General features: G+C 36.3%; 18 protein-coding genes. 9 read left to right on the top strand and 9 right to left on the bottom strand.

The window, feature by feature from the left end:
- Positions 1 to 47: 47 nt before the first annotated feature.
- Entirely contained in the window at positions 48 to 1,073 is a 1,026-nt protein-coding gene (locus tag IEW45_RS10790; RefSeq protein ID WP_188621263.1) for a threonine aldolase family protein, read from the bottom strand.
- A 50-nt stretch (positions 1,074 to 1,123) separates the two neighbouring features.
- Between IEW45_RS10790 and prfB the strand changes: the two genes are divergently transcribed.
- The 3 genes from prfB (at position 1,124) to IEW45_RS10775 (ending at position 4,812) form a co-directional block, all read left to right on the top strand.
- A protein-coding gene (gene prfB, locus IEW45_RS10785) for a peptide chain release factor 2 (protein ID WP_188621262.1) occupies positions 1,124 to 2,222 on the top strand; the annotation gives its coding sequence in 2 pieces (ribosomal slippage) (positions 1,124 to 1,186 and positions 1,188 to 2,222; 1,098 coding nt in all).
- 390 nt (positions 2,223 to 2,612) lie between these two features.
- The gene (locus IEW45_RS10780) at positions 2,613 to 3,827 is read left to right on the top strand and encodes a GAF domain-containing sensor histidine kinase (RefSeq protein WP_188621261.1); all 1,215 of its coding nucleotides are present in this window, start codon (positions 2,613 to 2,615) and stop codon (positions 3,825 to 3,827) included.
- 67 nt (positions 3,828 to 3,894) lie between these two features.
- Positions 3,895 to 4,812, top strand: a complete 918-nt coding sequence (locus tag IEW45_RS10775) for an AraC family transcriptional regulator (protein WP_188621260.1) — start codon at positions 3,895 to 3,897, stop codon at positions 4,810 to 4,812.
- Here the strand turns inward: IEW45_RS10775 and IEW45_RS10770 are convergent.
- From IEW45_RS10770 to IEW45_RS10745, 6 genes are all read right to left on the bottom strand, one after another.
- Positions 4,809 to 5,186 (bottom strand): DUF779 domain-containing protein, encoded by a 378-nt coding sequence (locus tag IEW45_RS10770; protein WP_188621259.1) that lies wholly within the window; start codon positions 5,184 to 5,186, stop codon positions 4,809 to 4,811. The genes IEW45_RS10775 and IEW45_RS10770 overlap by 4 nt on opposite strands.
- A gap of 87 nt (positions 5,187 to 5,273) precedes the next feature.
- Positions 5,274 to 6,308 (bottom strand): alcohol dehydrogenase AdhP, encoded by a 1,035-nt coding sequence (adhP, locus tag IEW45_RS10765; protein ID WP_188621258.1) that lies wholly within the window; start codon positions 6,306 to 6,308, stop codon positions 5,274 to 5,276.
- 69 nt (positions 6,309 to 6,377) lie between these two features.
- Positions 6,378 to 7,883, bottom strand: coding sequence for an aldehyde dehydrogenase family protein (locus tag IEW45_RS10760; protein WP_188621257.1), 1,506 nt, complete (start codon positions 7,881 to 7,883; stop codon positions 6,378 to 6,380).
- 192 nt (positions 7,884 to 8,075) lie between these two features.
- Positions 8,076 to 8,999: a phospholipase A gene (locus IEW45_RS10755; RefSeq protein ID WP_188621256.1), complete on the bottom strand. Its 924-nt coding sequence runs from the start codon at positions 8,997 to 8,999 to the stop codon at positions 8,076 to 8,078.
- Positions 9,000 to 9,068: 69 nt separating this feature from the next.
- Positions 9,069 to 10,127, bottom strand: coding sequence for an inorganic phosphate transporter (locus tag IEW45_RS10750; protein ID WP_188621255.1), 1,059 nt, complete (start codon positions 10,125 to 10,127; stop codon positions 9,069 to 9,071).
- 21 nt (positions 10,128 to 10,148) lie between these two features.
- Complete coding sequence (locus IEW45_RS10745; protein ID WP_188621254.1) at positions 10,149 to 10,793, bottom strand: DUF47 domain-containing protein; 645 nt, start codon at positions 10,791 to 10,793, stop codon at positions 10,149 to 10,151.
- Positions 10,794 to 11,066: 273 nt separating this feature from the next.
- On the opposite strand from IEW45_RS10745, the gene IEW45_RS10740 reads away from it, so the two are divergent.
- The 4 genes from IEW45_RS10740 (at position 11,067) to IEW45_RS10725 (ending at position 16,340) form a co-directional block, all read left to right on the top strand.
- A complete protein-coding gene (locus IEW45_RS10740; RefSeq protein ID WP_188621253.1) occupies positions 11,067 to 12,179 on the top strand; it encodes a hypothetical protein in 1,113 nt (370 codons plus the stop codon).
- A 169-nt stretch (positions 12,180 to 12,348) separates the two neighbouring features.
- Complete coding sequence (locus tag IEW45_RS10735; RefSeq protein ID WP_188621252.1) at positions 12,349 to 13,977, top strand: acyl-CoA carboxylase subunit beta; 1,629 nt, start codon at positions 12,349 to 12,351, stop codon at positions 13,975 to 13,977.
- Between the two features lie 25 nt (positions 13,978 to 14,002).
- Positions 14,003 to 14,656: a class I SAM-dependent methyltransferase gene (locus IEW45_RS10730; RefSeq protein ID WP_188621251.1), complete on the top strand. Its 654-nt coding sequence runs from the start codon at positions 14,003 to 14,005 to the stop codon at positions 14,654 to 14,656.
- A gap of 52 nt (positions 14,657 to 14,708) precedes the next feature.
- Positions 14,709 to 16,340 carry a M1 family metallopeptidase gene (locus IEW45_RS10725; protein ID WP_188621250.1) on the top strand — a complete coding sequence of 544 codons (1,632 nt, stop codon included), beginning with the start codon at positions 14,709 to 14,711 and terminating at the stop codon, positions 16,338 to 16,340.
- Here the strand turns inward: IEW45_RS10725 and IEW45_RS10720 are convergent.
- Together IEW45_RS10720 and IEW45_RS10715 are read right to left on the bottom strand one after the other, a co-directional pair.
- Complete coding sequence (locus IEW45_RS10720; RefSeq protein ID WP_188621249.1) at positions 16,337 to 17,389, bottom strand: AMP-binding protein; 1,053 nt, start codon at positions 17,387 to 17,389, stop codon at positions 16,337 to 16,339. The two genes, IEW45_RS10725 and IEW45_RS10720, sit on opposite strands and share 4 nt — an antisense overlap.
- A 7-nt stretch (positions 17,390 to 17,396) precedes the next feature.
- Complete coding sequence (locus IEW45_RS10715; protein ID WP_188621248.1) at positions 17,397 to 18,317, bottom strand: CPBP family intramembrane glutamic endopeptidase; 921 nt, start codon at positions 18,315 to 18,317, stop codon at positions 17,397 to 17,399.
- An 82-nt stretch (positions 18,318 to 18,399) separates the two neighbouring features.
- Between IEW45_RS10715 and arsC the strand changes: the two genes are divergently transcribed.
- A complete protein-coding gene (gene arsC / locus IEW45_RS10710) occupies positions 18,400 to 18,741 on the top strand; it encodes an arsenate reductase (glutaredoxin) (protein WP_188621247.1) in 342 nt (113 codons plus the stop codon).
- Between the two features lie 89 nt (positions 18,742 to 18,830).
- Positions 18,831 to 21,368: a TonB-dependent receptor gene (locus IEW45_RS10705; protein ID WP_188621246.1), complete on the top strand. Its 2,538-nt coding sequence runs from the start codon at positions 18,831 to 18,833 to the stop codon at positions 21,366 to 21,368.
- Positions 21,369 to 21,381 lie beyond the last annotated feature (13 nt).

The following is a 21,381-nucleotide window of genomic DNA, read 5'->3' as shown; positions in this document are numbered from 1 at the left end:
ATAACTTTTTTACTTTAAGCTAATGCCTATTGGCTAACAACTAATTACTATAAACACAACTTCTCTAAAGTATCCAGTACATAGTTGTGCATTACCTCTTTATAATCTAAATGAGTAACAATACGCAGTTTACCTTTACCCATAGCACTAATAGCTATATTTTTTTGCTTTAGTTTTTCAATTACAGCCTGTTCACTATAATTAGGCTTTACCGAAAAAATTAAAATATTAGTTTCTACAGGCTCTACTGTAGCAATCCAATTTTTTTGTTTTAGTATTTGGCCAAGTTCTTTAGCGCGTTTATGGTCGTTTTCCAAACGTCCTACGTTATTTCGCAAAGCATATAAACCTGCTGCTGCAAGGTAACCCGCTTGACGCATACCGCCACCTAATATTTTTCGGATGCGCAACGCTCTGTTCATCGTTTTCTTATCACCCAAAAGCACTGAGCCTACAGGCGCACCTAACCCTTTAGATAAGCATACTGATATTGTGTCGAAGAAAGCACCAAACTCTTTAGGGTGTTGCTTTTTAGCTACCAATGCATTCCATAGTCTTGCACCGTCTAAATGATATTTTAAACCATGTTTATCGCAAACCTGCTTAATTTGTTTAAGTGTTTCTATATCATAACAAGCTCCGCCACCTTTATTGGTTGTGTTTTCTACACATACCAAACTGGTTAACGGGCTGTGGTAAAATTCCGGTGGATTAATAGCTGCTTCTACTTGCTCAGCAGTAATCATACCCCTGTCACCATCAATAAGACAACAAGACACACCACTATTAAATGAAGCACCTCCGCCCTCGTAATTAAAAACGTGTGCCCATTTGTCACATATTAATTGCTCGCCGGGATTGGTATGTAATTTTATAGCTGCCTGATTCGCCATAGTACCGGATGGAAAAAACAAAGCGGCTTCCATACCGAATAAATCGGCAACGGTTTCCTCCAGTTCATTTACTGTAGGATCCTGTTTATAAACATCATCACCCACCTTTGCCCTAAACATGTGCTGCAACATTTCGTGGGTGGGTTTCGTTACTGTATCGCTAATTAAATTTATTTCCATATTATGAAAAGTATAACTTACTTTTGCAACTACAAAACTACAATGAATTTATGACAAATACCGAACAAATAAAAGGTATTATGGAGCGCCTTGGTGCGCTGAGGAGGTATCTTTGACATCGATAGGAAGTTAATTGAAATTACTAACGAGGAAGAAAAAACCTTCGCTCCTGACTTTTGGGAAAAGCCTAAAGAAGCCGAAAAAATAGTACGCGAACTTCGTTCTAAGAAAAAATGGGTTGAAGATTACGAAAAGGCTAAGGCTTTAGCCGAAGAGCTGGAAGTGCTATATGAGTTCTACAAAGAAGGTGATGCTACAGAGGAAGAACTTGACAACCAGTATAAAAATGCTGTAACGCATATAGAAAACCTTGAGTTTAAAAATATGCTTTCTGACGAAGGTGACAGCCTGAGCGCAGTATTGCAAATTACTGCAGGTGCTGGCGGTACCGAAAGTTGCGACTGGGCAAGTATGCTTATGCGTATGTACATGATGTGGGGCGAAAGAGAAGGCTATAAAATAAAAGAGCTTAACTATCAGGAAGGTGATGTTGCCGGTGTAAAAACCGTAACCTTGGAATTTGAAGGTGAGTATGCTTTTGGCTACCTTAAAGGTGAAAACGGTGTACACAGGCTGGTTCGTATCTCTCCTTTTGACAGTAATGCTAAAAGGCATACTTCATTTGCATCTGTATATGTATACCCACTGGCTGACGATACTATTGAAATAGAAGTAAATCCTGCTGATATTACCTGGGAAACCATGCGTTCGAGCGGTGCGGGCGGACAAAATGTAAATAAGGTAGAAACAGCGGTACGATTACGCCACCACCCTACCGGAATTATTATTGAAAACTCCGAAACACGTTCACAGCTTGACAATAAAACCAAGGCTATGCAGCTTCTTAAATCCCAGCTTTATGAAATTGAGCTGAAAAAACGTCAGGCAATGCGCGACGAGATTGAGGCCGGTAAAATGAAAATTGAATGGGGTTCACAAATTCGTAACTATGTTATGCAACCGTACAGACTGGTAAAAGATGTACGTACACAATATGAAACCAGTGATGTTGATGGTGTGCTTAACGGGCATATTGATGAGTTCCTAAAGTCCTATTTAATGATGATGGGACAAAAAGAAGAAGAGTAAATTTTCTCAAAAATATAATATCTATAATACGGACTACCCTAAAGTAATTGCTATATTGAGCGAAACGCTTTAGGGTAATTATATAACAGGTATTAACCTACATAATCGCTTTAAAATATCACAAATATTTTCGCTTGTCTTACTAAAATTAGTTAATTTTTAAACGAGTGATTATATAAGTATTAAACCATGACAATAATAACTCGTATATAAGACATCTGAAAAACAAATAAAAAATCTGAATATCAATAATATAGCGAACAGTTTATAAAATTATACCATTTTGTTACAACCTGGCATGAAAACTGCTTTCTTATTAAAATATGTTGTAATTTTAAATATTGGAAATAACTCCTCATACTAGAAATTACAGTACACCATTAACACTATATGATTTTAGGCACATTAAACTTAATAGCTGAAACAGAATCTCAGCGCTTAGAGAAGCTCCGAGAGTACGAAATAGTGGATACCCACTCTGAAGATACTTTCGACAATATTGCTATGATGGCTTCTCAGATTTTTGGTACTACAAGTTCCTTTATCTCTTTTGTTGATGAAAAAAAGGTTTTTTTCAAATCAAATATTAGTAATTCATCCTATAATGAGGTAAGCCGAGAAGACAGCCTATGCAGTATTGCTATAGCGATGGATAATGATGTAACTGTGTTTAACGACACCTATGATTACCCGGAGTTAATGACCAATCCTTATGTTAAAGCAGAAGATGGTATTCGCTTTTATGCATCTGCCGTATTAAAATCTCCCGAAGGATTTAATATGGGAACCATTTGTGTAGTAGATTATAGACCAAGAGAGGCAACATCTGAGCAACTCTCTATGCTAAAAACACTTAGTAAACTAGTAATAGATAAGTTAGAAAACAGGTTACGCTACCGTAAAATTATACAGTCGCAAATAAACCTGATGAATATAACGTTACATGAAATTAAAAACCCTTTAGCATCTATTAACTTAGCTAATGATATATTAATACATAAGGCTGAGAAAAGACAGGATATGGCTGTTATGATTAAATCATCGGTACAAAGAATACAGTCAAAACTTAATGAACTTTTAAAACAATCAGAAAAAGAAGATAAAGACTTAGTACTGGCTATTGAAAGGGTTAACCTGCACGAATTGTTTTTAAAGCTCATCAGTAATTTTGAATTACTGGCAAACAGAAAAAATCAGAAGATAAGGTTAGACTACCCTGAAGATTTACCTGCCATATATGCTGATAAAGCTAAAATATCTGATGTACTACATAATCTGGTTAGTAACGCTATTAAATATTCATATAATCAAACTACGATTTCAATCTCTGCAAGAGAAAACAATGGTTTTGTAAAAATTGAAGTACGGGATGAAGGTCAGGGGTTAAATCAGGATGATATGGATAAACTATTTAAAAAGTTTGCCAAGCTAAGTTCTAAGCCTACTGGTAAAGAAACTTCAAATGGATTAGGGCTTTCTATAACTAAATCTTTTGTAGAACTCCATAAAGGGTCTATACAGGCGTTAAGTGACGGGAAAGACAAAGGAACTACATTTGTGGTATCATTGCCTATCCAATATCAGGGAGATGCATCCATCATATAATTTTAACTACAAAACATTTAATTAAATGGTTATTTTTTGCTAAATTGATGCCAAATCAATAAGTAAAATGAGTAACCACAAAGTACTTTTAAATACTCCTTCACTTTCGGGTGAAAAATCGTTAAAAACGCTGGTTGAAAATCGTACTGTATATTCACTTGATAATTGTGAGTTAAACTTATTTGAAACCTATAAAGAGTCGGTAAAAGTTCCCTTAAAATTTAATGACCTAGTAGTAACAAGTATGCTCCGTGGTAAAAAGGTAATGCACCTTTTTGATGATCCTGCTTTTGAATACCTGCCGGGAGAGACTGTAGTAATACCTTCAAATGTGGAAATGAAAATAGATTTTCCCGAAGCATCATCTAAAAATCCTACACAATGTCTTGCTTTGGCAATAGACCATAATAAAATAAAGGAAACCTTACATTTTTTAAATGAGCGTTACCCTAAAGAGGAAGGCACAGTATGGAAACTAAATAATGACAATTACTTTTTTTATAATAACACAGAACTTGCCACAACTATAAATAAGCTCATCCGCGAGTGTATGAGTACATCGGTAACGAAGGATGCTTTGGCAGACCTAGCTTTACAGGAACTTATTGTGCGTATTATACAAACGCAGACTGTAATTGCTATAGATCAAGACACTACTACTGATAGTCCTATACATTATATAGCCGAATACATCAGGAAAAATATTACGCATACTATCACCTTAAAAGAGCTTAGTGAAAAGGCTTGTATGAGTACTACCTCTTTCTACAGGTATTTTAAGCGCGAACTGGGTATGAGTCCGATAGAGTTTATTTTGAATGAAAAAATAAAACAGGCTAAAAAGCTATTGAAAAATCCGGGAATGCAAGTTAATGAAGTATGTTTCCTTTCAGGATTTGATGATTGTAATTATTTCATCAGAATATTTAAAAAGCACGAAGGTATTACCCCAAAGCAATACCAAATGCTGAGCATTAATAACTAATATTCTTCTTTATAACGTAAAGGCTCTAAGTTATCCTGTTCTTCCTCTGTAAAAAGACGCGATTCTATAATAAATCTTTTCCCTGTAGGTATTTCTAAAGAAAAACTTGCCCCTCTGCCCTGAACAGCATTTAACGTTAAGTGGGTATGTTTCCAATATTCAAACTGGTCTTTACTCATCCAGAATTCACAACCCTCTATTTCTCCTAAGCATACATCACTGCCTCCTATTTTAAACTCTCCTTTCGGGAAACACATAGGCTGCGAACCATCACAGCATCCGCCACTTTGATGAAACATGAGTTCTCCATGCCTTTCTTTAAGTTCATTTATCAGGTCTGTTGCTTTTTCCGTTACATCTATCCTCCTATACATGGCATTTTTATTTAAAGTTAAACATTAAAAAATAAACCGCAGGTTTCTGTAATTTGAAACCTACGGCTGTTATATACAAACATTAATCTACTGTTCTGCTACTTGAAGTACCATACGTCCTTCAATCTGTCCTTTCTTCATTTTATCAAACACATCGTTTATATCATCCAATTTAGCAGCGGTAACATTAGCTTTTACTTTTCCTTCGGATGCAAACTGTATTGCTTCGTGAAGATCTTTTCGAGTTCCTACAATCGAACCTCTAATGGTTATACGATTTAACACTGTATCGAATATTGAAAGGTCAAAATTCCCCGGTGGCAAACCGTTTAACGCCATAGTACCTTTACGCCGTAATGTTTCAAGTCCCTGCTTAAAAGCAATTGGCGAAACTGCCGTTACTAAAGCTCCGTGCATCCCCCCTGTTTCTTTTTTTAGGTATTCTCCCGGGTTTTGTTCTTTGGCATTTACTACCAAATCTGCGCCCAGTCTTTTAGCCAAATCCAGTTTATCATCAGCTACATCAATAGCCGCTACATGCATACCCATTGCTTTGGCATATTGCACTGCCACGTGACCTAACCCACCAATACCTGATATAGCTACCCACTCGCCCGGTTTGGTTTCAGTTTCTTTTAGCCCTTTATATACAGTTACACCTGCACAAAGTATAGGTGCCATTTCTAAAAAGTTAACATTAGCAGGTAAATACCCTACATAGCGTGCATCGGCAATTACATATTCGGCAAAACCGCCATCTACGCTATATCCTCCGTTCTGCTGGCTTTCGCATAAGGTTTCCCAGCCTGTAATGCAATGGTCGCAACATCCGCAGGCACTGTAAAGCCATGGCACACCTACGGCATCACCTTCTTTTACATTAGTAACATCAGGTCCTACTGCTACAACATAGCCCACGCCTTCATGCCCGGGTATAAGCGGCATTTTGGGTTTAACAGGCCAGTCGCCATCTACGGCATGCAAATCGGTATGGCATACACCACTGGCTATAACTTTTACCAGTATTTGATTTTTTCCGGGTCTTTTTACTGCTACTTCTTCTATTTGTAATGGTGCACCAAATTCGCGTACCACTGCTGCTTTCATCGTTTTAGGTATCATAAATTTATTGGTTTAGATTAATAAAAAATAAGCTGCCCCTTTCGGGACAGCCTTGCCAGACAAAATATATTAGAAAAAGCCTAATTTCTTTTTATCGTATGATATCAGCATGTTTTTGGTTTGTCTGTAATGCTCTAACATCATTTTGTGGTTTTCTCTACCGAAACCTGATTTTTTATATCCTCCGAATGGTGCATGTGCAGGATAAGCATGGTAATTATTTACCCATACACGTCCTGCCTCTATAGCACGAGGTACTTGGTACAACTCGTGAGCATCGCGTGTCCAAACACCTGCTCCTAAACCATACAGTGTATCATTAGCTATTTCTATAGCCTCTTCAGCAGTTTTAAATGTGGTAACACATACTACAGGACCAAATATTTCTTCCTGAAATATTCTCATTTTGTTATGTCCTTTAAAGATAGTAGGCTGAATATAATAGCCTCCGCCAAGTTCGCCGTCAAGTTTATTTACGTCTCCTCCTGTAAGTACTTCTGCTCCTTCTTCTTTTCCTATTTTCAGGTACGACTGTATTTTTTCATACTGGTCGTTACTTGCCTGCGCTCCCATTGCCACAGTTGAGTCTAACGGATTACCAATTTTTATAGCTTCGGTACGGGCTATAACACGCTCCATGAATTTATCATAAATATCCTCGTGTACCAGCATACGTGACGGGCAAGTACATACTTCTCCTTGGTTAAGTGCAAACATTACCGCACCTTCAACTGCTTTATCAAAAAAGTCATCATCTGCATCAGCTACCGACTTAAAGAATATATTTGGCGATTTACCACCCAACTCCATAGTAGAAGGTATAATATTTTCGGCTGCATATTGCATTATTAAACGACCTGTGGTAGTTTCTCCTGTAAAAGATACTTTAGAAATTCTGGGTGAGTTTGCCAATGGTTTACCAGCTTCTATACCAAAACCGTTTACTACATTAATAACTCCCGCAGGAACTACATCTTTTATCAAATCCATCAGTATCATGATAGATACAGGAGTTTGCTCGGCTGCTTTTACCACAGTACAGTTACCGGCTGCAATAGCAGGCGCTATTTTCCATGTAGCCATAAGTAACGGGAAGTTCCAAGGAATAATTTGTCCTACTACACCTATAGGTTCATGCAATGCTATACTTACGGTATTCTCGTCATGTTCTGATATTGTTCCCTCATCTGCGCGGATAACTCCTGCAAAATAACGGAAGTGGTCTATACATAAAGGTAAATCGGCTGCAAGAGTCTCTCTTACTGCTTTACCGTTATCTACGGTCTCTACTGCTGCAAGGTAGTCTAAGTTAGCCTCCATTACATCAGCTATTTTATTTAAAACACTGCTTCTGGACGCAGGAGATGATTTCCCCCATGTTTTAAATGCCTCATGGGCTGCATCAAGTGCTAAATCTATATCTTCTTTAGTAGAACGTGCTACTTTGGCAAATGGTTTACCATCTATAGGCGATACATTATCGAAATATTCACCTTTTACAGGAGGTACAAATTTACCTCCAATGAAGTTATCATATTTATCTTTAAACTCGGGTCTTTTAACTAAATCGCTCATAATTATCTGCTTTAATTTGTTTGTTCAGTCAAATTTACCCAGCTATAACGTTTTAGAATAGCATAATTCATTCAAACAATAGCACAAATCATTCAAACCAACACAAAAAAATGCAGATTTAATTATTTCAGCAACTTATTTATAAATATGCATCAAAAAAATAATTCAAATTTTAAACATAACGCAATTCATTTATAACCAACTCACTAACGATATACCTACTCCTATGGTTGCCTGTAAATTATTATAATCTACCATTGTTTCGCCATAGCCATACCCAGCCTGAATATAAGCGTTTAAGTTTCCTTTTAAAGCATGAGACCACGAAACCTCTGCATGCCCACGGGTATATTTATTAAAGTTTAAGTTATGCCTACCTGTAAAAACAAATGTGTCTTTGCTTTTGCTATAAATAACTATAAGCTCCCCTCTGCCCATATATTCTTCAATATCAGGGTTGTCATCCTCTTTCTTTTCACCTCTTATACGCAACCACGGACGTACATATACCTGCCAATTATCTTTCTCAAAGCCTGCCTGTAAAATAATTCTGTTCCAGCTTCGGGATAACGGTTGTTCTTGTCCGTTTGACCTGTGGTTGAAAGAAATACCCAGCATCCTGCCTTTAAAACCGAGAACATCATAATCAGTAGCAAAATTCACTATTGCTTCCGGTTCATAGTTTAATTCTCTAAAAGGTCTGGATAATGACTTGTTATATACCTGCCAGTTATTAAGTTGTGTATAAGCCACCCAAAGGTCGCCATGCCCCCAAAACATAGATTCAAATACTTTTACTTTAAAACTTATCTGGAATTTTGCTTCAAGATTATTATAGTCTACTTGCTCCTCATAATCATAAGCAGGGCTTGGATTCCCGCTCACAGGTTTTTCATTGGGGTTACTGGACCACCTCGCGGGTATAATGTATACCGGTTTATATGGTGTTATTACAAATGTACCGGATTTTGAAACAGAATCGAGTTCCCAGCGTTGCGCCATAGAACGAGGACGATTTGCATTGTATAATGAGCTTATTTGTGCCGAAGCAGTGCTACTTATGATTATAAAGAGAAAGGTATACAGAAACTTGTTACGTGCTATTTTTATTTGCATGTTTATATAATGAAGTTAGATGCAAATGTAACAATACGGCTTACTAAAGCCTTTCATTTTAGTATAACATTAAAATATACTTATGATATAATAAAGTATAGCTGCTATTACTGCTGAAACGGGTATAGTAAGAATCCATGCCCATAGTAAACTAATGGTTACCCCCCACCGTACGGCAGATACCCTTTTGGTAATTCCTACTCCTATAATAGACCCCGTAATGGTATGCGTAGTTGAAACGGGAATACCAAAGTGTTCGGCTGTATATAGTGTTATTGCACCTGCTGTTTCGGCAGCTACACCTTCCAATGAGGTTACTTTAGTTATTTTAGAACCCATTGTTTTTACAATTTTCCATCCGCCACTCATAGTCCCTAAACCAATCATAAGGAAACTGGTAATAGGTACCCAACCCCAGTGGTCTACAAAGTATTTAAATGGGTCGGCAGCATTTTGATATTCTACCATTGGGTCTATCTGCGTATGGTAATATATTACCGCAGCACCTATAATACCCATTACTTTCTGTGCATCATTAGCACCATGTCCTAAGCTGAAAAATGCTGATGATACTAACTGCAACCTTTTAAACCATTTATCCGCTTTAGAAGGGTTGGCTTTACGGCACAAATTGAGTATGAGTACTGTAATTATATAGGCTACAAACATACCTATTAAAGGCGCCATAAAAATAAACAGTATAATCGGTACAACTTTACTGTAGTTTATTACAGTACTTATATCAGCTCCTTCTACTGTAAATGCGTGAGCTAATGCAGCCCCCATAAATCCACCTATAAGCGTGTGCGATGATGAAGACGGTATACCAAGCTTCCAAGTAAGTAAATTCCATGTAATAGCTGCTATTATACCCGCCAATATTACCTCGAGAGTAATAAAGTCTTCACTAACGGTTTTTGCAATAGTATTACCAATTTTAAATTCTCCTATCCAATAACGCGAAATAAAGTATGCTACAAAGTTGAAGAAAGCTGCCCAAAGTACCGCCTGGAAAGGTGTAAGTACTTTTGTGGCTACTATGGTAGCTATAGAGTTTGCAGCATCGTGAAATCCGTTAATATAGTCAAACGCTAAGGCTAGAATAATTATAATTACAAGTAAAGTCATAAATCAGGTAGTTGAAAAAGGTTACGAATGCTTTACCGTAATTGATTCTAAAACATTAGCTACTCCTTTACATTTATCTGTTGCAGTTTCTAAAGCCGAAAGCACCTCTTTATATTTAATAACATTAAGTACATCCTTTTCGTTATTAAAAATATCAGCTACAGCTCTGTCAAACACATTATCTGACTTACTTTCCAGTTTGTTTATTTTTTTACAACAATCTGCTATACCTTTCAGGTTTTTCATTCCTTTCAGGTCTCCAATAGCTTCCTCAATAAGTTGGCATGCTTCAAGATTTATTTCAGTCATCTTTCGTATGGACTTATTAATTTTATCAATTTGATACAAACGCATTCTGTTAGCAGCATCATACATGTAATCTGCAACATTATCCATAGCCGATATTAACGAGTGTATATCTTCCCTGTCAAAAGGAGTAATAAAGTTTCTGCTCAACTCTAAGTTAGTTTGGTGAGCAATGCCTTCTATAACATTTTCTAACCTTTCAATTTCCAACAGAAACTCCTCTCGTTCTTCCGAAGAAGTATTTACAGCTTCGTGAAGTTTCTCTGCAAGTAGTACAAGATTCTGGCTTGCTTGCTCTAACAATGGAAAGAACTTCTTATCTTTTGGAACAAGGAATTGAAAAATATTATTTAAAGACATGGGTTGTTTTTTTATCGGGCAAAAATACGCTTACAATGTTAACAAATAGTTAACTTATCGTAAACCAAAAGTCATTTAGAAGCTTATTAAGCTTTTAGTAATAAAAATCGAATAAATAGCAAATTATTTATATTACAAAGACTTATATGTTATTTTATATTAAAGCTTACATTAATTAATAAATTTATTCAGTTAACAATTACTTAAAACAACAATTTCTTTCACAGCAAGAATTATCAACTATTTTTGCAGAAGTTTTTAAAACTTTTTTAGATGAAGATTAAACAGAGGAAAAAAACTCCTCCTTTAAGTGTAATAGAACGCTTTTCTAACGAAAGAGTATTCCTTATAATCATTTTCCTTTTACTTATTGCAAGTGCCGTATTTTACAGCCAGCCACAAGTTGCTATGTGGATAGGTTTCTTAATGGCTGCCTATGCTACGGTTTCTAACGACAGTATACAGTCTTTAGGTACTTTTATAGAGAGTAATAAGCACCGAAAATGGTATTTACTCTGGATTTATGTAGGTACAATATTTATTGTAACTGTTACCATAAGCTGGGTAATCTACGATGGCGATGTAACCTATCAACGTCTTTTAGACTCTGAAGGAAACAGTAAATACCCACACCCTGAAAACTTCTCTTTCTTTATGTTAATGGCTCCGCTATTGCTGTTAATACTAACAAGACTGAGAATGCCGGTATCTACTACCTTCCTAATGCTGAGTGTATTCAGTTCTACATCAAGCGGTATAACATCAATGATAACCAAGAGTTTATCCGGCTATGTAATTGCTTTTGTAGTTTCAGCTTTAGTATGGTACTTTGGTTACGATTTTATCCGTAAAAGATTTAAAAGCAGAAAAGTTCATCCGGGATGGATGGTAGCACAATGGTTTGTGAGCGGATTACTTTGGGCAGTTTGGGTAATGCAGGATGGTGCAAATGTAGCCGTATTTTTACCTCGTAAACTAGACGGAACACAGTTCTTTATATTTACTGCCGTAATATTTATTGGTCTTGGATTATTATTCTACCTGAGAGGTGATAAAATACAAAAAGTAGTAAGTGAAAAAGTTCGTATATCGGATATTAGAGCTGCTACGCTTATTGATTTCACCTATGCATTAATACTTATATACAAACTGTTTATAAGTACTGTGCCTATGAGTACAACATGGGTATTCCTTGGGCTTATAGGGGGTCGTGAAATTGCAGTTAACCTGGCGAGACTTAAAAAAGGTAAGAAACACAAACAAAAAGCTATGAGGCTTATTGGTAAAGACTTTTTATATGCTGCGATTGGTTTAATAATATCTTTACTTTTAGCATCTACAGTAAACCCTGCTATAAAAGAAGACGTTCTTGGTTTATTCAGATAGTAAACCTCAATAATATAAACCTCAAAAGGGATGATTTTAAAATCATCCCTTTTTTTATTATCTTTCAATTACACATTTACCAACCATATATAGATAAAAGCAAAAATATATCAAACGATTTCGTATTTTAGCATCTCAAAATGCATTATCAATAAAACCCGCAACTATAATGGATATAAACTTCAACAAAAACGAAGATCACAACAAACTTTTATTGTCTGATATGAAGCGTAAACTGGCTAAGGTAAAACTTGGCGGTGGCGAAAAACGTATTGCTAAACTACACTCACAAGGCAAAATGACAGCCCGCGAGCGTATAGATTACCTTTTAGACAAAGACAGTAACAGTATAGAAATAGGAGCTTTTGTTGGAGACGGCATGTATGAAGAACATGGCGGATGCCCATCGGGTGGTGTAGTTGTAAAAATAGGTTACATAAAAGGGAAACAATGCATAGTAGTAGCTAACGATGCCACTGTAAAAGCAGGTGCTTGGTTTCCGATAACAGGAAAGAAAAACCTTCGCGCGCAGGAGATAGCTATGGAAAACAAACTGCCTATTATTTATTTAGTAGACAGTGCCGGTGTTTACCTGCCAATGCAGGACGAAATTTTTCCTGACAAAGAACACTTTGGGCGTATATTCCGTAACAATGCGATTATGAGCAGTATGGGCATTACTCAAATAGCTGCCGTAATGGGTAGTTGCGTCGCAGGTGGTGCTTACCTGCCCATTATGAGTGATGAAGCCCTTATAGTTGATAAAACAGGAAGTATATTCCTTGCTGGTAGTTACCTGGTAAAAGCTGCTATTGGCGAAAGTATAGATAATGAAACACTGGGCGGTGCAACAACACACTGCGAAATATCAGGGGTTACTGACTATAAATCTAAAGACGATAAAGATGCTTTAGATACCATAAAGAATATTGTAGACAAAATAGGCGACTACGAAAAAGCAGGATTTAACCGTGTAAAATCTGAAAAACCTGCACTTGAAGAGAAAGATATTTACGGTATACTACCAAAAGCCCGTAATGAGCAGTACGATATGATGGAAATTATTAAACGACTGGTAGACAACAGTGAATTTGAAGAATATAAAGCCGGTTATGGGCAAACCATTATTACAGGCTATGCCCGTATAGACGGTTGGGCTGTAGGTATAGTAGCTAACCAGCGTAAAGTAGTTAAGTCTAAAAAAGGAGAAATGCAGTTTGGCGGTGTTATCTATTCAGATAGTGCGGATAAAGCTACTCGTTTTATAGCCAACTGTAACCAAAAGAAAATACCATTGGTATTCCTACAGGATGTTACAGGCTTTATGGTAGGCTCAAAATCAGAACACGGCGGTATTATTAAAGATGGTGCCAAAATGGTAAATGCCGTAAGTAACTCGGTTGTACCTAAATTCACTGTTGTAATAGGTAACTCATACGGAGCAGGTAATTATGCTATGTGTGGTAAGGCTTATGACCCTCGTTTTATGTTTGCATGGCCAAGTGCCGAACTTGCTGTAATGGGTGGCGCACAGGCAGCAAAAGTACTTATGCAAATTGAAGCATCGGCACTTAAAGCGAAAGGTGAAGAAGTAGACGAGAAGAAAGAACAGGAACTGTTTGATAAAATAAAAGCGCGTTATGACGAGCAGGTATCGCCATACTACGCTGCTGCACGACTTTGGACAGATGCTATTATAGACCCTATGGACACCCGTAAGTGGATATCTATGGGTATAGAGGCTGCTGACCACTCACCTATTGAAAAACCATTTAACCTTGGTGTGATACAGGTGTAACTTATTACCTTTAATTCCATATAATATGGAAAAGCTTACAGAAACAGAATTAGAACAATTAGCCAGCCACTTACGATGCCCTGACGGAAGTTCGGGCATTGAAGTAGCTGATGTAATGAATAGCACCAATGCTAATATCATAACTAAAACTATAAATAGTCTTGATATTAGCATTGGTGATACTATACTGGAAATTGGACCCGGTAATGGTAAACATGTGAGCGAATTAATTAATAAAGCTAATGATCTATCTTATTTCGGTATTGATATATCTGAAACAATGATTACTGAGGCTAAACAAAATAATAGTCAATATAATAACACTTCGTTTCAACTTGTAAACGGAGAAAATATTCCGTTTGAAGATAATATATTTAGTAAAGTGTTTACTGTAAACACCATATATTTTTGGGAAAACCCTATAGCCTACGCTACTGAAATAGCACGTGTAATGCAACCTGAAGGAATACTGTCTATCGGTTTTATACCTGAAAGTACCATGAGGAAAATTCCATTTGCTAAATATGGCTTTACCATGCAAAGCGTACCTTCGGTTATTGCAATTTTAGAAAAATCAGGACTAATCGTATTAAACAGCACGCTTGAAACAGAAAAAATAGTAGGTAATAGCGGAAACGCTATAGAAAGAGAAATTGTAGTACTCACTGCAAAAAAGTAGTATGTTACCATAACATTTAGTACTTTTCATGACTGATTATAAAACTATAAACATGAAGAGGTTTACTTTACTGTTCATTTTTACATACTTATTTTTATTTACCTGTACTGTTTCAGCACAAACCTTTACCCGCCGTGACAGCCTGCAAGGTGGTTTACGACCGGAGCGCACCAGTTTTGATGTTCGTAAATATGACCTCAGCATAACTATAGACCCTGATAAAAAATACATTAGTGGTCATAATACTATAGCTTTTATAACAACTGCTGCCACTAAACGTATTCAACTGGATTTATTTGAAAACATGAAAGTTGACAGTATTGTTTTTAACGGCAAACAGCTTTCCTATACGCGAGATTATGATGCCGTTTTCATAGATTTCCCTGAAACCTTACTTGAAGGTACTCTGGATATTCTTAAGTTTTATTACAGTGGTTACCCTAAAGTTGCTAAAAATGCCCCCTGGGATGGTGGTTTTGTTTTTAGTGAAGATAATAACGGAAAACCTTGGATTGGTGTTGCCGTACAAGGCACAGGCGCAAGTTTATGGTACCCTGTAAAAGACCACCAAAGTGATGAACCAGAAGACGGTGCTTTTGTTAATGTAGAGGTACCCAATGGCTTAATGTGTGTATCAAACGGGAGGCTCTCAGGTGGCGTAGATCTAAACAATGGTTACACCCGCTGGTACTGGGAAGTAAGAAACCCTATAAATAATTATGATGTTACCGTAAACATAGGCGACTATGTACATATACACGACAACCTTAACGGTTTAGATTTAGATTACTATGTTTTACGAGATAACAAAGAAAAAGCAAAACGCCACTTTGAGGAAGTTAAACCAATGCTGGAATGTTTTCAGGAAAAGTTTGGAGAATACCCATTTAAAAAAGATGGTTATAAACTGGTAGAAACGCCTTACTTGGGTATGGAACACCAAAGTGCTGTTGCTTACGGTAATAAGTATCGTAAAGGCTATTTGGGGCGCGACCTATCCTTTACTGGTGTAGGTATGTTGTTTGACTTTATTATTATTCACGAAACAGGGCACGAATGGTTTGGGAACAGTATTACCAGTAAAGATATTGCCGATATGTGGATACATGAAGCATTTACAACCTATGCGGAAAGCGTTTATATAGAATGTCTGTACGGCTACGATAAAGCCATGAAGTATATTAACGGGCAAGGAATGAATGTAATGAACGATAAGCCTGTTATCGGTATTTTCGGTGTTAATAATGAAGGCTCAAGTGATATGTACTATAAAGGTGCACTAATGCTGAATACCATTCGCCATATAATTAACGATGATGAAAAATGGTGGAGTTTAATTTTAAACTTTGCCAACACTTACAAAAAACAAGTTATTAGTGGGGAAACAGTTATAGCATTCTTTAATAAGGAAAGTGGAATGAATTTAACTCCCGTGTTTAATCAGTACTTACAATACAGAAGAATCCCTAAACTACAATTACGTCAAGAGGGTAACAAATTGCAATACCGTTGGGTGACTGATGTAGAAAACTTTACTATACCTATAGCCTTAAAAATAAAGGATAAAGAAGTACGACTTAACGGAACAAATAACTGGCAAACATCATCAGTAAAAATAAAAAACCTCAACAAAGATGTTGAGGTCTTAAAAAATGAGTTTTATATAAAAGTTGAAAAGCTTTAAGCCATTACCATACTTTTATCGCGTATAATTTTACCCGAAGGTGTTTCGGCAAACTTTTCTACAAATAATATTTCTTTTGGTTTTTCAAATTTATCCAGTGCCTTAAACACTTTGTTATCTATGGTGTAAGGTTCACTTTCTACCACTAAAACCAGTTTTTCACCAAGTTTAGCATCGGGTACACCCTTTACAAAAAAGCGGTTATCTATTTTACCTGAAAGGCGCTCTTCTATCTGCTCAGGGAAAAGTTTAACCCCTCCACTGTTTATTACATTATCATAACGACCTAACCATACAAAATGGCTGTCATCTATTACTTTTACTACATCATTTGTAACTATAGGTTCTTCTGCTACTCTTGCAGCATCTATTACTAAACAACCTCTTTCATCCTGCGCTACTTTTACGCCCGGTAATACGGTAAAAGCCTCCTCTCCTACTTTTTTAGCGGCTATATGAGTAACAGTTTCAGTCATACCGTATGTTTCATATACTTCAGTAGGTGCTTCCTTTAAGTCTTCTGCCAAGGCGCTGTTTACTTTAGCTCCACCTAATATCAGCTTCTTTACTTTATGTAAATCATCTATAGAGTTTTGCGCCTGTAACGGAACCATTGCAGAAAAGTTATATACTTCCGATACATTTTCTAACGGAGTGGTACTTGGTTCCACTATATCCAGCTCCCAACCTAAAATAAAAGCTCTTACTATCATCATTTTTCCGGCTACATATTCTGCGGGAAGGCAAAGCAATGCTTTCTCTCCTTGCTGAACATCAAAAAAACTGCCTGTTGCTAATGCAGAGTTTACCATAGCTTGTTTACTTATTTGTATAACCTTTGGTAAACCTGTAGTGCCGGATGTACGCATTTGTATATAACTGTTATTATCAAACCAGTCTAAAATAAACTCCCCTATTTCCTGTTCATAGGGTTCACCTTCTTTAATCATGCTGTAAGCAACACAGCAAAGACCATCCTTATCTAAGTTAAATCCGTCAAGTTTAAACTTGGGGTGTACAAAATTGTAATTCAAATCCAGTCTAGTCATCGCTCAATCATTTTGTATTAGTAATATCGTTGCCGGTAAAATCTATACGCCCGGTTAGCTTATTTTTCCAACCATTCCAGCCGTATTTCTTATTAAAGATAAATAAAAGTATCGGATATATTACCAGTAAAGGCAATAAGATGTCAAAACCTGTCGACGGTTGGGAGATATCTTTCAGTAAAGAGGGTGTTTGGAACGCTGTCCAATCAGAGGTAACCAATAATGCTGAAATAAGATTGTTGGCAGCATGGAAACCTAATGCAAGTTCCATTCCCTCATCCATAAGTGTTATAATGCCTAGGAAAAAACCTGTACCTATATAGTATAGTAATAATGTATAGCCCAGCCTGCCAATTTCGGGGTTGGCAATATGCATTAAACCAAAAAATGTTGATGTAATAATTAAAGGTACCAATCTGCTATGGGTTGCTATACCTATACCCTGCATTAAGTACCCTCTGAAAAGGTATTCCTCAAAACTGGTTTGTAAAGGCACCATTATTATAGCTATTACAGCCAATATTGCAAAGGCTTTCGGCTGAAAGTTATATTCAAAATTTTCAGGAGCAGTTATATATGCCAGCCCTGTTAAAGCGGCGGTAATACCGCCCCACAAACCAAATGAAAAAAATATACGTTTCCAGTCTACCTTTCTTCTGGCAGTAGTAAGACTGGTAATAGTTTGCTTATGTACAAATTTTACCCAAAGCAGTAACATGATTAAAAAAATAACCATTGGCGCTAAGGTTTCTACAAAAACTCTGTTCTCGCCTTTCTTAGCTACCTCTTGGCGCATTATTTCTTCAACATCTATAGGTAAAACCAACAAGGCTACATAATTGAGAAGAATAATTAGTAAAAAAAGTATAGGGATGGGTAAATATTTTACAAGATCGTTGTTCTTGTGGTATGCCTGTTTTATATACATCAGTACGTTTAAAAAGTGTTAGTTTATACTAATATACTTCTATTTTACGGTATTAATGGTTTTCTTTGCAAAAAAGAATATAATGATACAAATATACCATAACCCGCGTTGCTCAAAATCACGTGAGGCACTACAACTACTGGAAGAAACAGGTAAACCGCATAACGTAGTACTGTACCTTAAAGATACACTTACAAAAGAGCAACTTACTGCGCTTATAAACAAACTGGAAATTACTCCTATTGAGTTAGTTAGAAAGAATGAGCAGGTTTGGAAGGATGGATATAAAGGCAAAGAACTTACTGATGATGAAGTAATAAATGTCATGGTAGAAAACCCGAAACTTATAGAACGCCCAATAGTAACAAATGGAAATAAAGCTGTAGTTGCAAGACCTGCAGAAGCTTTAAAAGACATACTTTAAGATTTCTTTAACCTTTTTTAACGTTTACAGGTTAAACCCTGCATAGTTTTAGCTGTCATAATAGCTTAAATAAAACACTGACACATTACATGAAAAAATTTCATTCGCTCTTTATGTTGTTATTTTTACTAACAACATTCTCTGCTATTGCACAAAATAAAGTATCAATCTCCGGAAAAATTATAGAAAAAGGCTCTAAACAGCCTCTTGAATTTGCTACAGTAACTATACAAACAACTGATAATGTTACTGTAAACGGAGGGCTTACTGATATAGATGGTAACTATAACATTCAGGTAGCCCCGGGTACTTACAACATAAAAATTGACTTTATATCCTTTAAATCTATAGTAATAGAAAACAAGCAGGTAAATCAAAATACAAATTTAGGTACTACCATTATGGAGCCTGATGCTACTATACTGAATGAGGTACAGATAGAAGCAGAACGTTCTACCGTAGAAATTAAACTTGATAAAAGAGTTTATACCGTAGGTAACGATATGGTTGTGAAAGGCGGTACAATTAGTGATGTTCTTGATAATGTTCCTTCAGTTTCAGTAGATGTTGAAGGTAATGTAAGCCTGAGAGGTAACGAAAGTGTTACTATACTTATTGATGGCAGACCTTCGAACCTTGCGGGTACAAGTGTTGCTGAAATATTGCGAATGCTGCCTGCCGACTCTGTTGATAAAGTAGAAGTTATAACTAACCCTTCTGCACGATATGATGCTGAAGGTGGTGGCGGTATTATAAATATTATTCTTAAAAAAGGTAAGGCTAATGGATTTAATGGTTCTTTCATAGCTCATACAGGTGTTCCTGCCGACCATGGAGGTTCGGCAACGCTTAATTTCCGAAGTGATAATTTTAACCTGTTTTCAAACTTTAGCTATAACAACAGAAAAAGCCCCGGTAATTCTAAAACAGATTCTGAGTATTTTGACAGTGAAGGTAACACCAGCAGCTTTATAAATGAAAGAAGAGATAGCAAGCGTGAACGTGAAGGATATACTGCGAACTTTGGGTTGGAATTGTTTTTAGACAAAACTACTACATGGACAAACTCAGTAAATATAAGAAGTAATGATGGTAACAACCCAACTGAAACTTATTATGATTATTTTGATGCAAACGGTGTTTATGATAAAACCCGTTTCCGTTATAATCTGGAAGATGAGGAAGATGATAATGTACAGTTTTCTACCAACTTTATAAAAAAGTTTAATGAAGATGGTCATGAACTTCGTTTAGATGCTTCTTTTGCTACTAATACGGATTATGAAACAGCACAAATAGATGATGTAGTACTGGGCACAACAACCCCTGAAGTTGATAACACTTACCAAAGAACACTAAATGACGAAGATGAAAACCGTAGCTTAGTACAGGCTGACTATGTTTTACCTTTTGGGGAAGGAAGCCAGTTTGAAGCAGGATATCGTGGTAGTTTTGCTGAGCTTATTACAAAATCTAAAACAGAAACACTGGAGGGTAACAACTGGATTACAGACCCTAATTATACTAACCTGTTACAGTATAAAGAGAATATAAATGCACTTTATGCGCAATACGGTTCTAAGTTTGGTAAATTCTCTTATTTATTAGGTTTACGATGGGAGGACTCTGATATTGAGGTTAATTTACTTGATGAAAATGATTACAATAATAAAAAGTATAATAACTTTTTCCCAAGTGCTTTCCTTAATTACGAGTTTTCAGAAGGAAGCAGTGCCAGTATTAGCTACAGCCGAAGAATTAATCGTCCAAGAGGTTTCTTTATAAATCCTTTTTCCAGCCTTGCCAGTAATATAAATATATTTACAGGTAATCCTGACTTAGACCCTTCTATGACTAATGCATTTGATTTAGGGTATTTAAAAAAATGGAATCAAGTTACTTTTAGCAGCTCAGCTTATATTAACATAACAGATGATTCTTACCAGTTTGTACGTAGAGAGTCGGGCGATTTTGTAACTCAGGTAATAGATGGTGAGGATATTGTAAATGAAAATAACGAAGTTGTAGAAGTTATAGGTGGCGAAGATATACGTACTCCTGTAATTTTAACTACGCCTATAAACCTTGCAAAAGAATACCGCTTTGGTTTTGAGTTCAATATAAATTATAATCCTTATAGGTGGTGGAGACTTGTAAGTAACTTTAATTTTTACAGAAATGAAACCGATGGAGATTATACTTATACTGATTTTCAGGATAATGTTGTAACACAAAACTTTGACAACGTAGCATACGGATGGTTTACCAGAGTAAACTCAAAAATAAACCTTCCTTATAAAATAGACTGGCAATTTAATATGTTCTATAGAGGTCCCAGAAATGACCCACAAGGAAGAACTAAAGGTATATTTGCAGCTAACACGGCAATAAGCAAAGATATTTTAAATGATAAAGCTACGCTTAGCTTAAATGTTAGAGATATATTTAACTCAAGAAAAAGAAGGTCTTATACTAACCTGCCGCAAGTAAGCTCATACAGCGAAAGACAATGGAGAGAAAGACAAGTTACGCTTTCATTTACATACAGATTTAACATGAAAAAGAATGAAAAGCAGCGTAACGGCGAACAAAATGGTGGTGGAGATGACGAATTTATGGGAGGATAAAACTCCTAAAATA

This window comes from Flavobacterium suaedae (genome assembly GCF_014642915.1).
GTDB classification, from domain to species: Bacteria; Bacteroidota; Bacteroidia; order Flavobacteriales; family Flavobacteriaceae; genus Flavobacterium; species Flavobacterium suaedae.
This window is presented reverse-complemented; position numbering and strand designations above follow the sequence as displayed.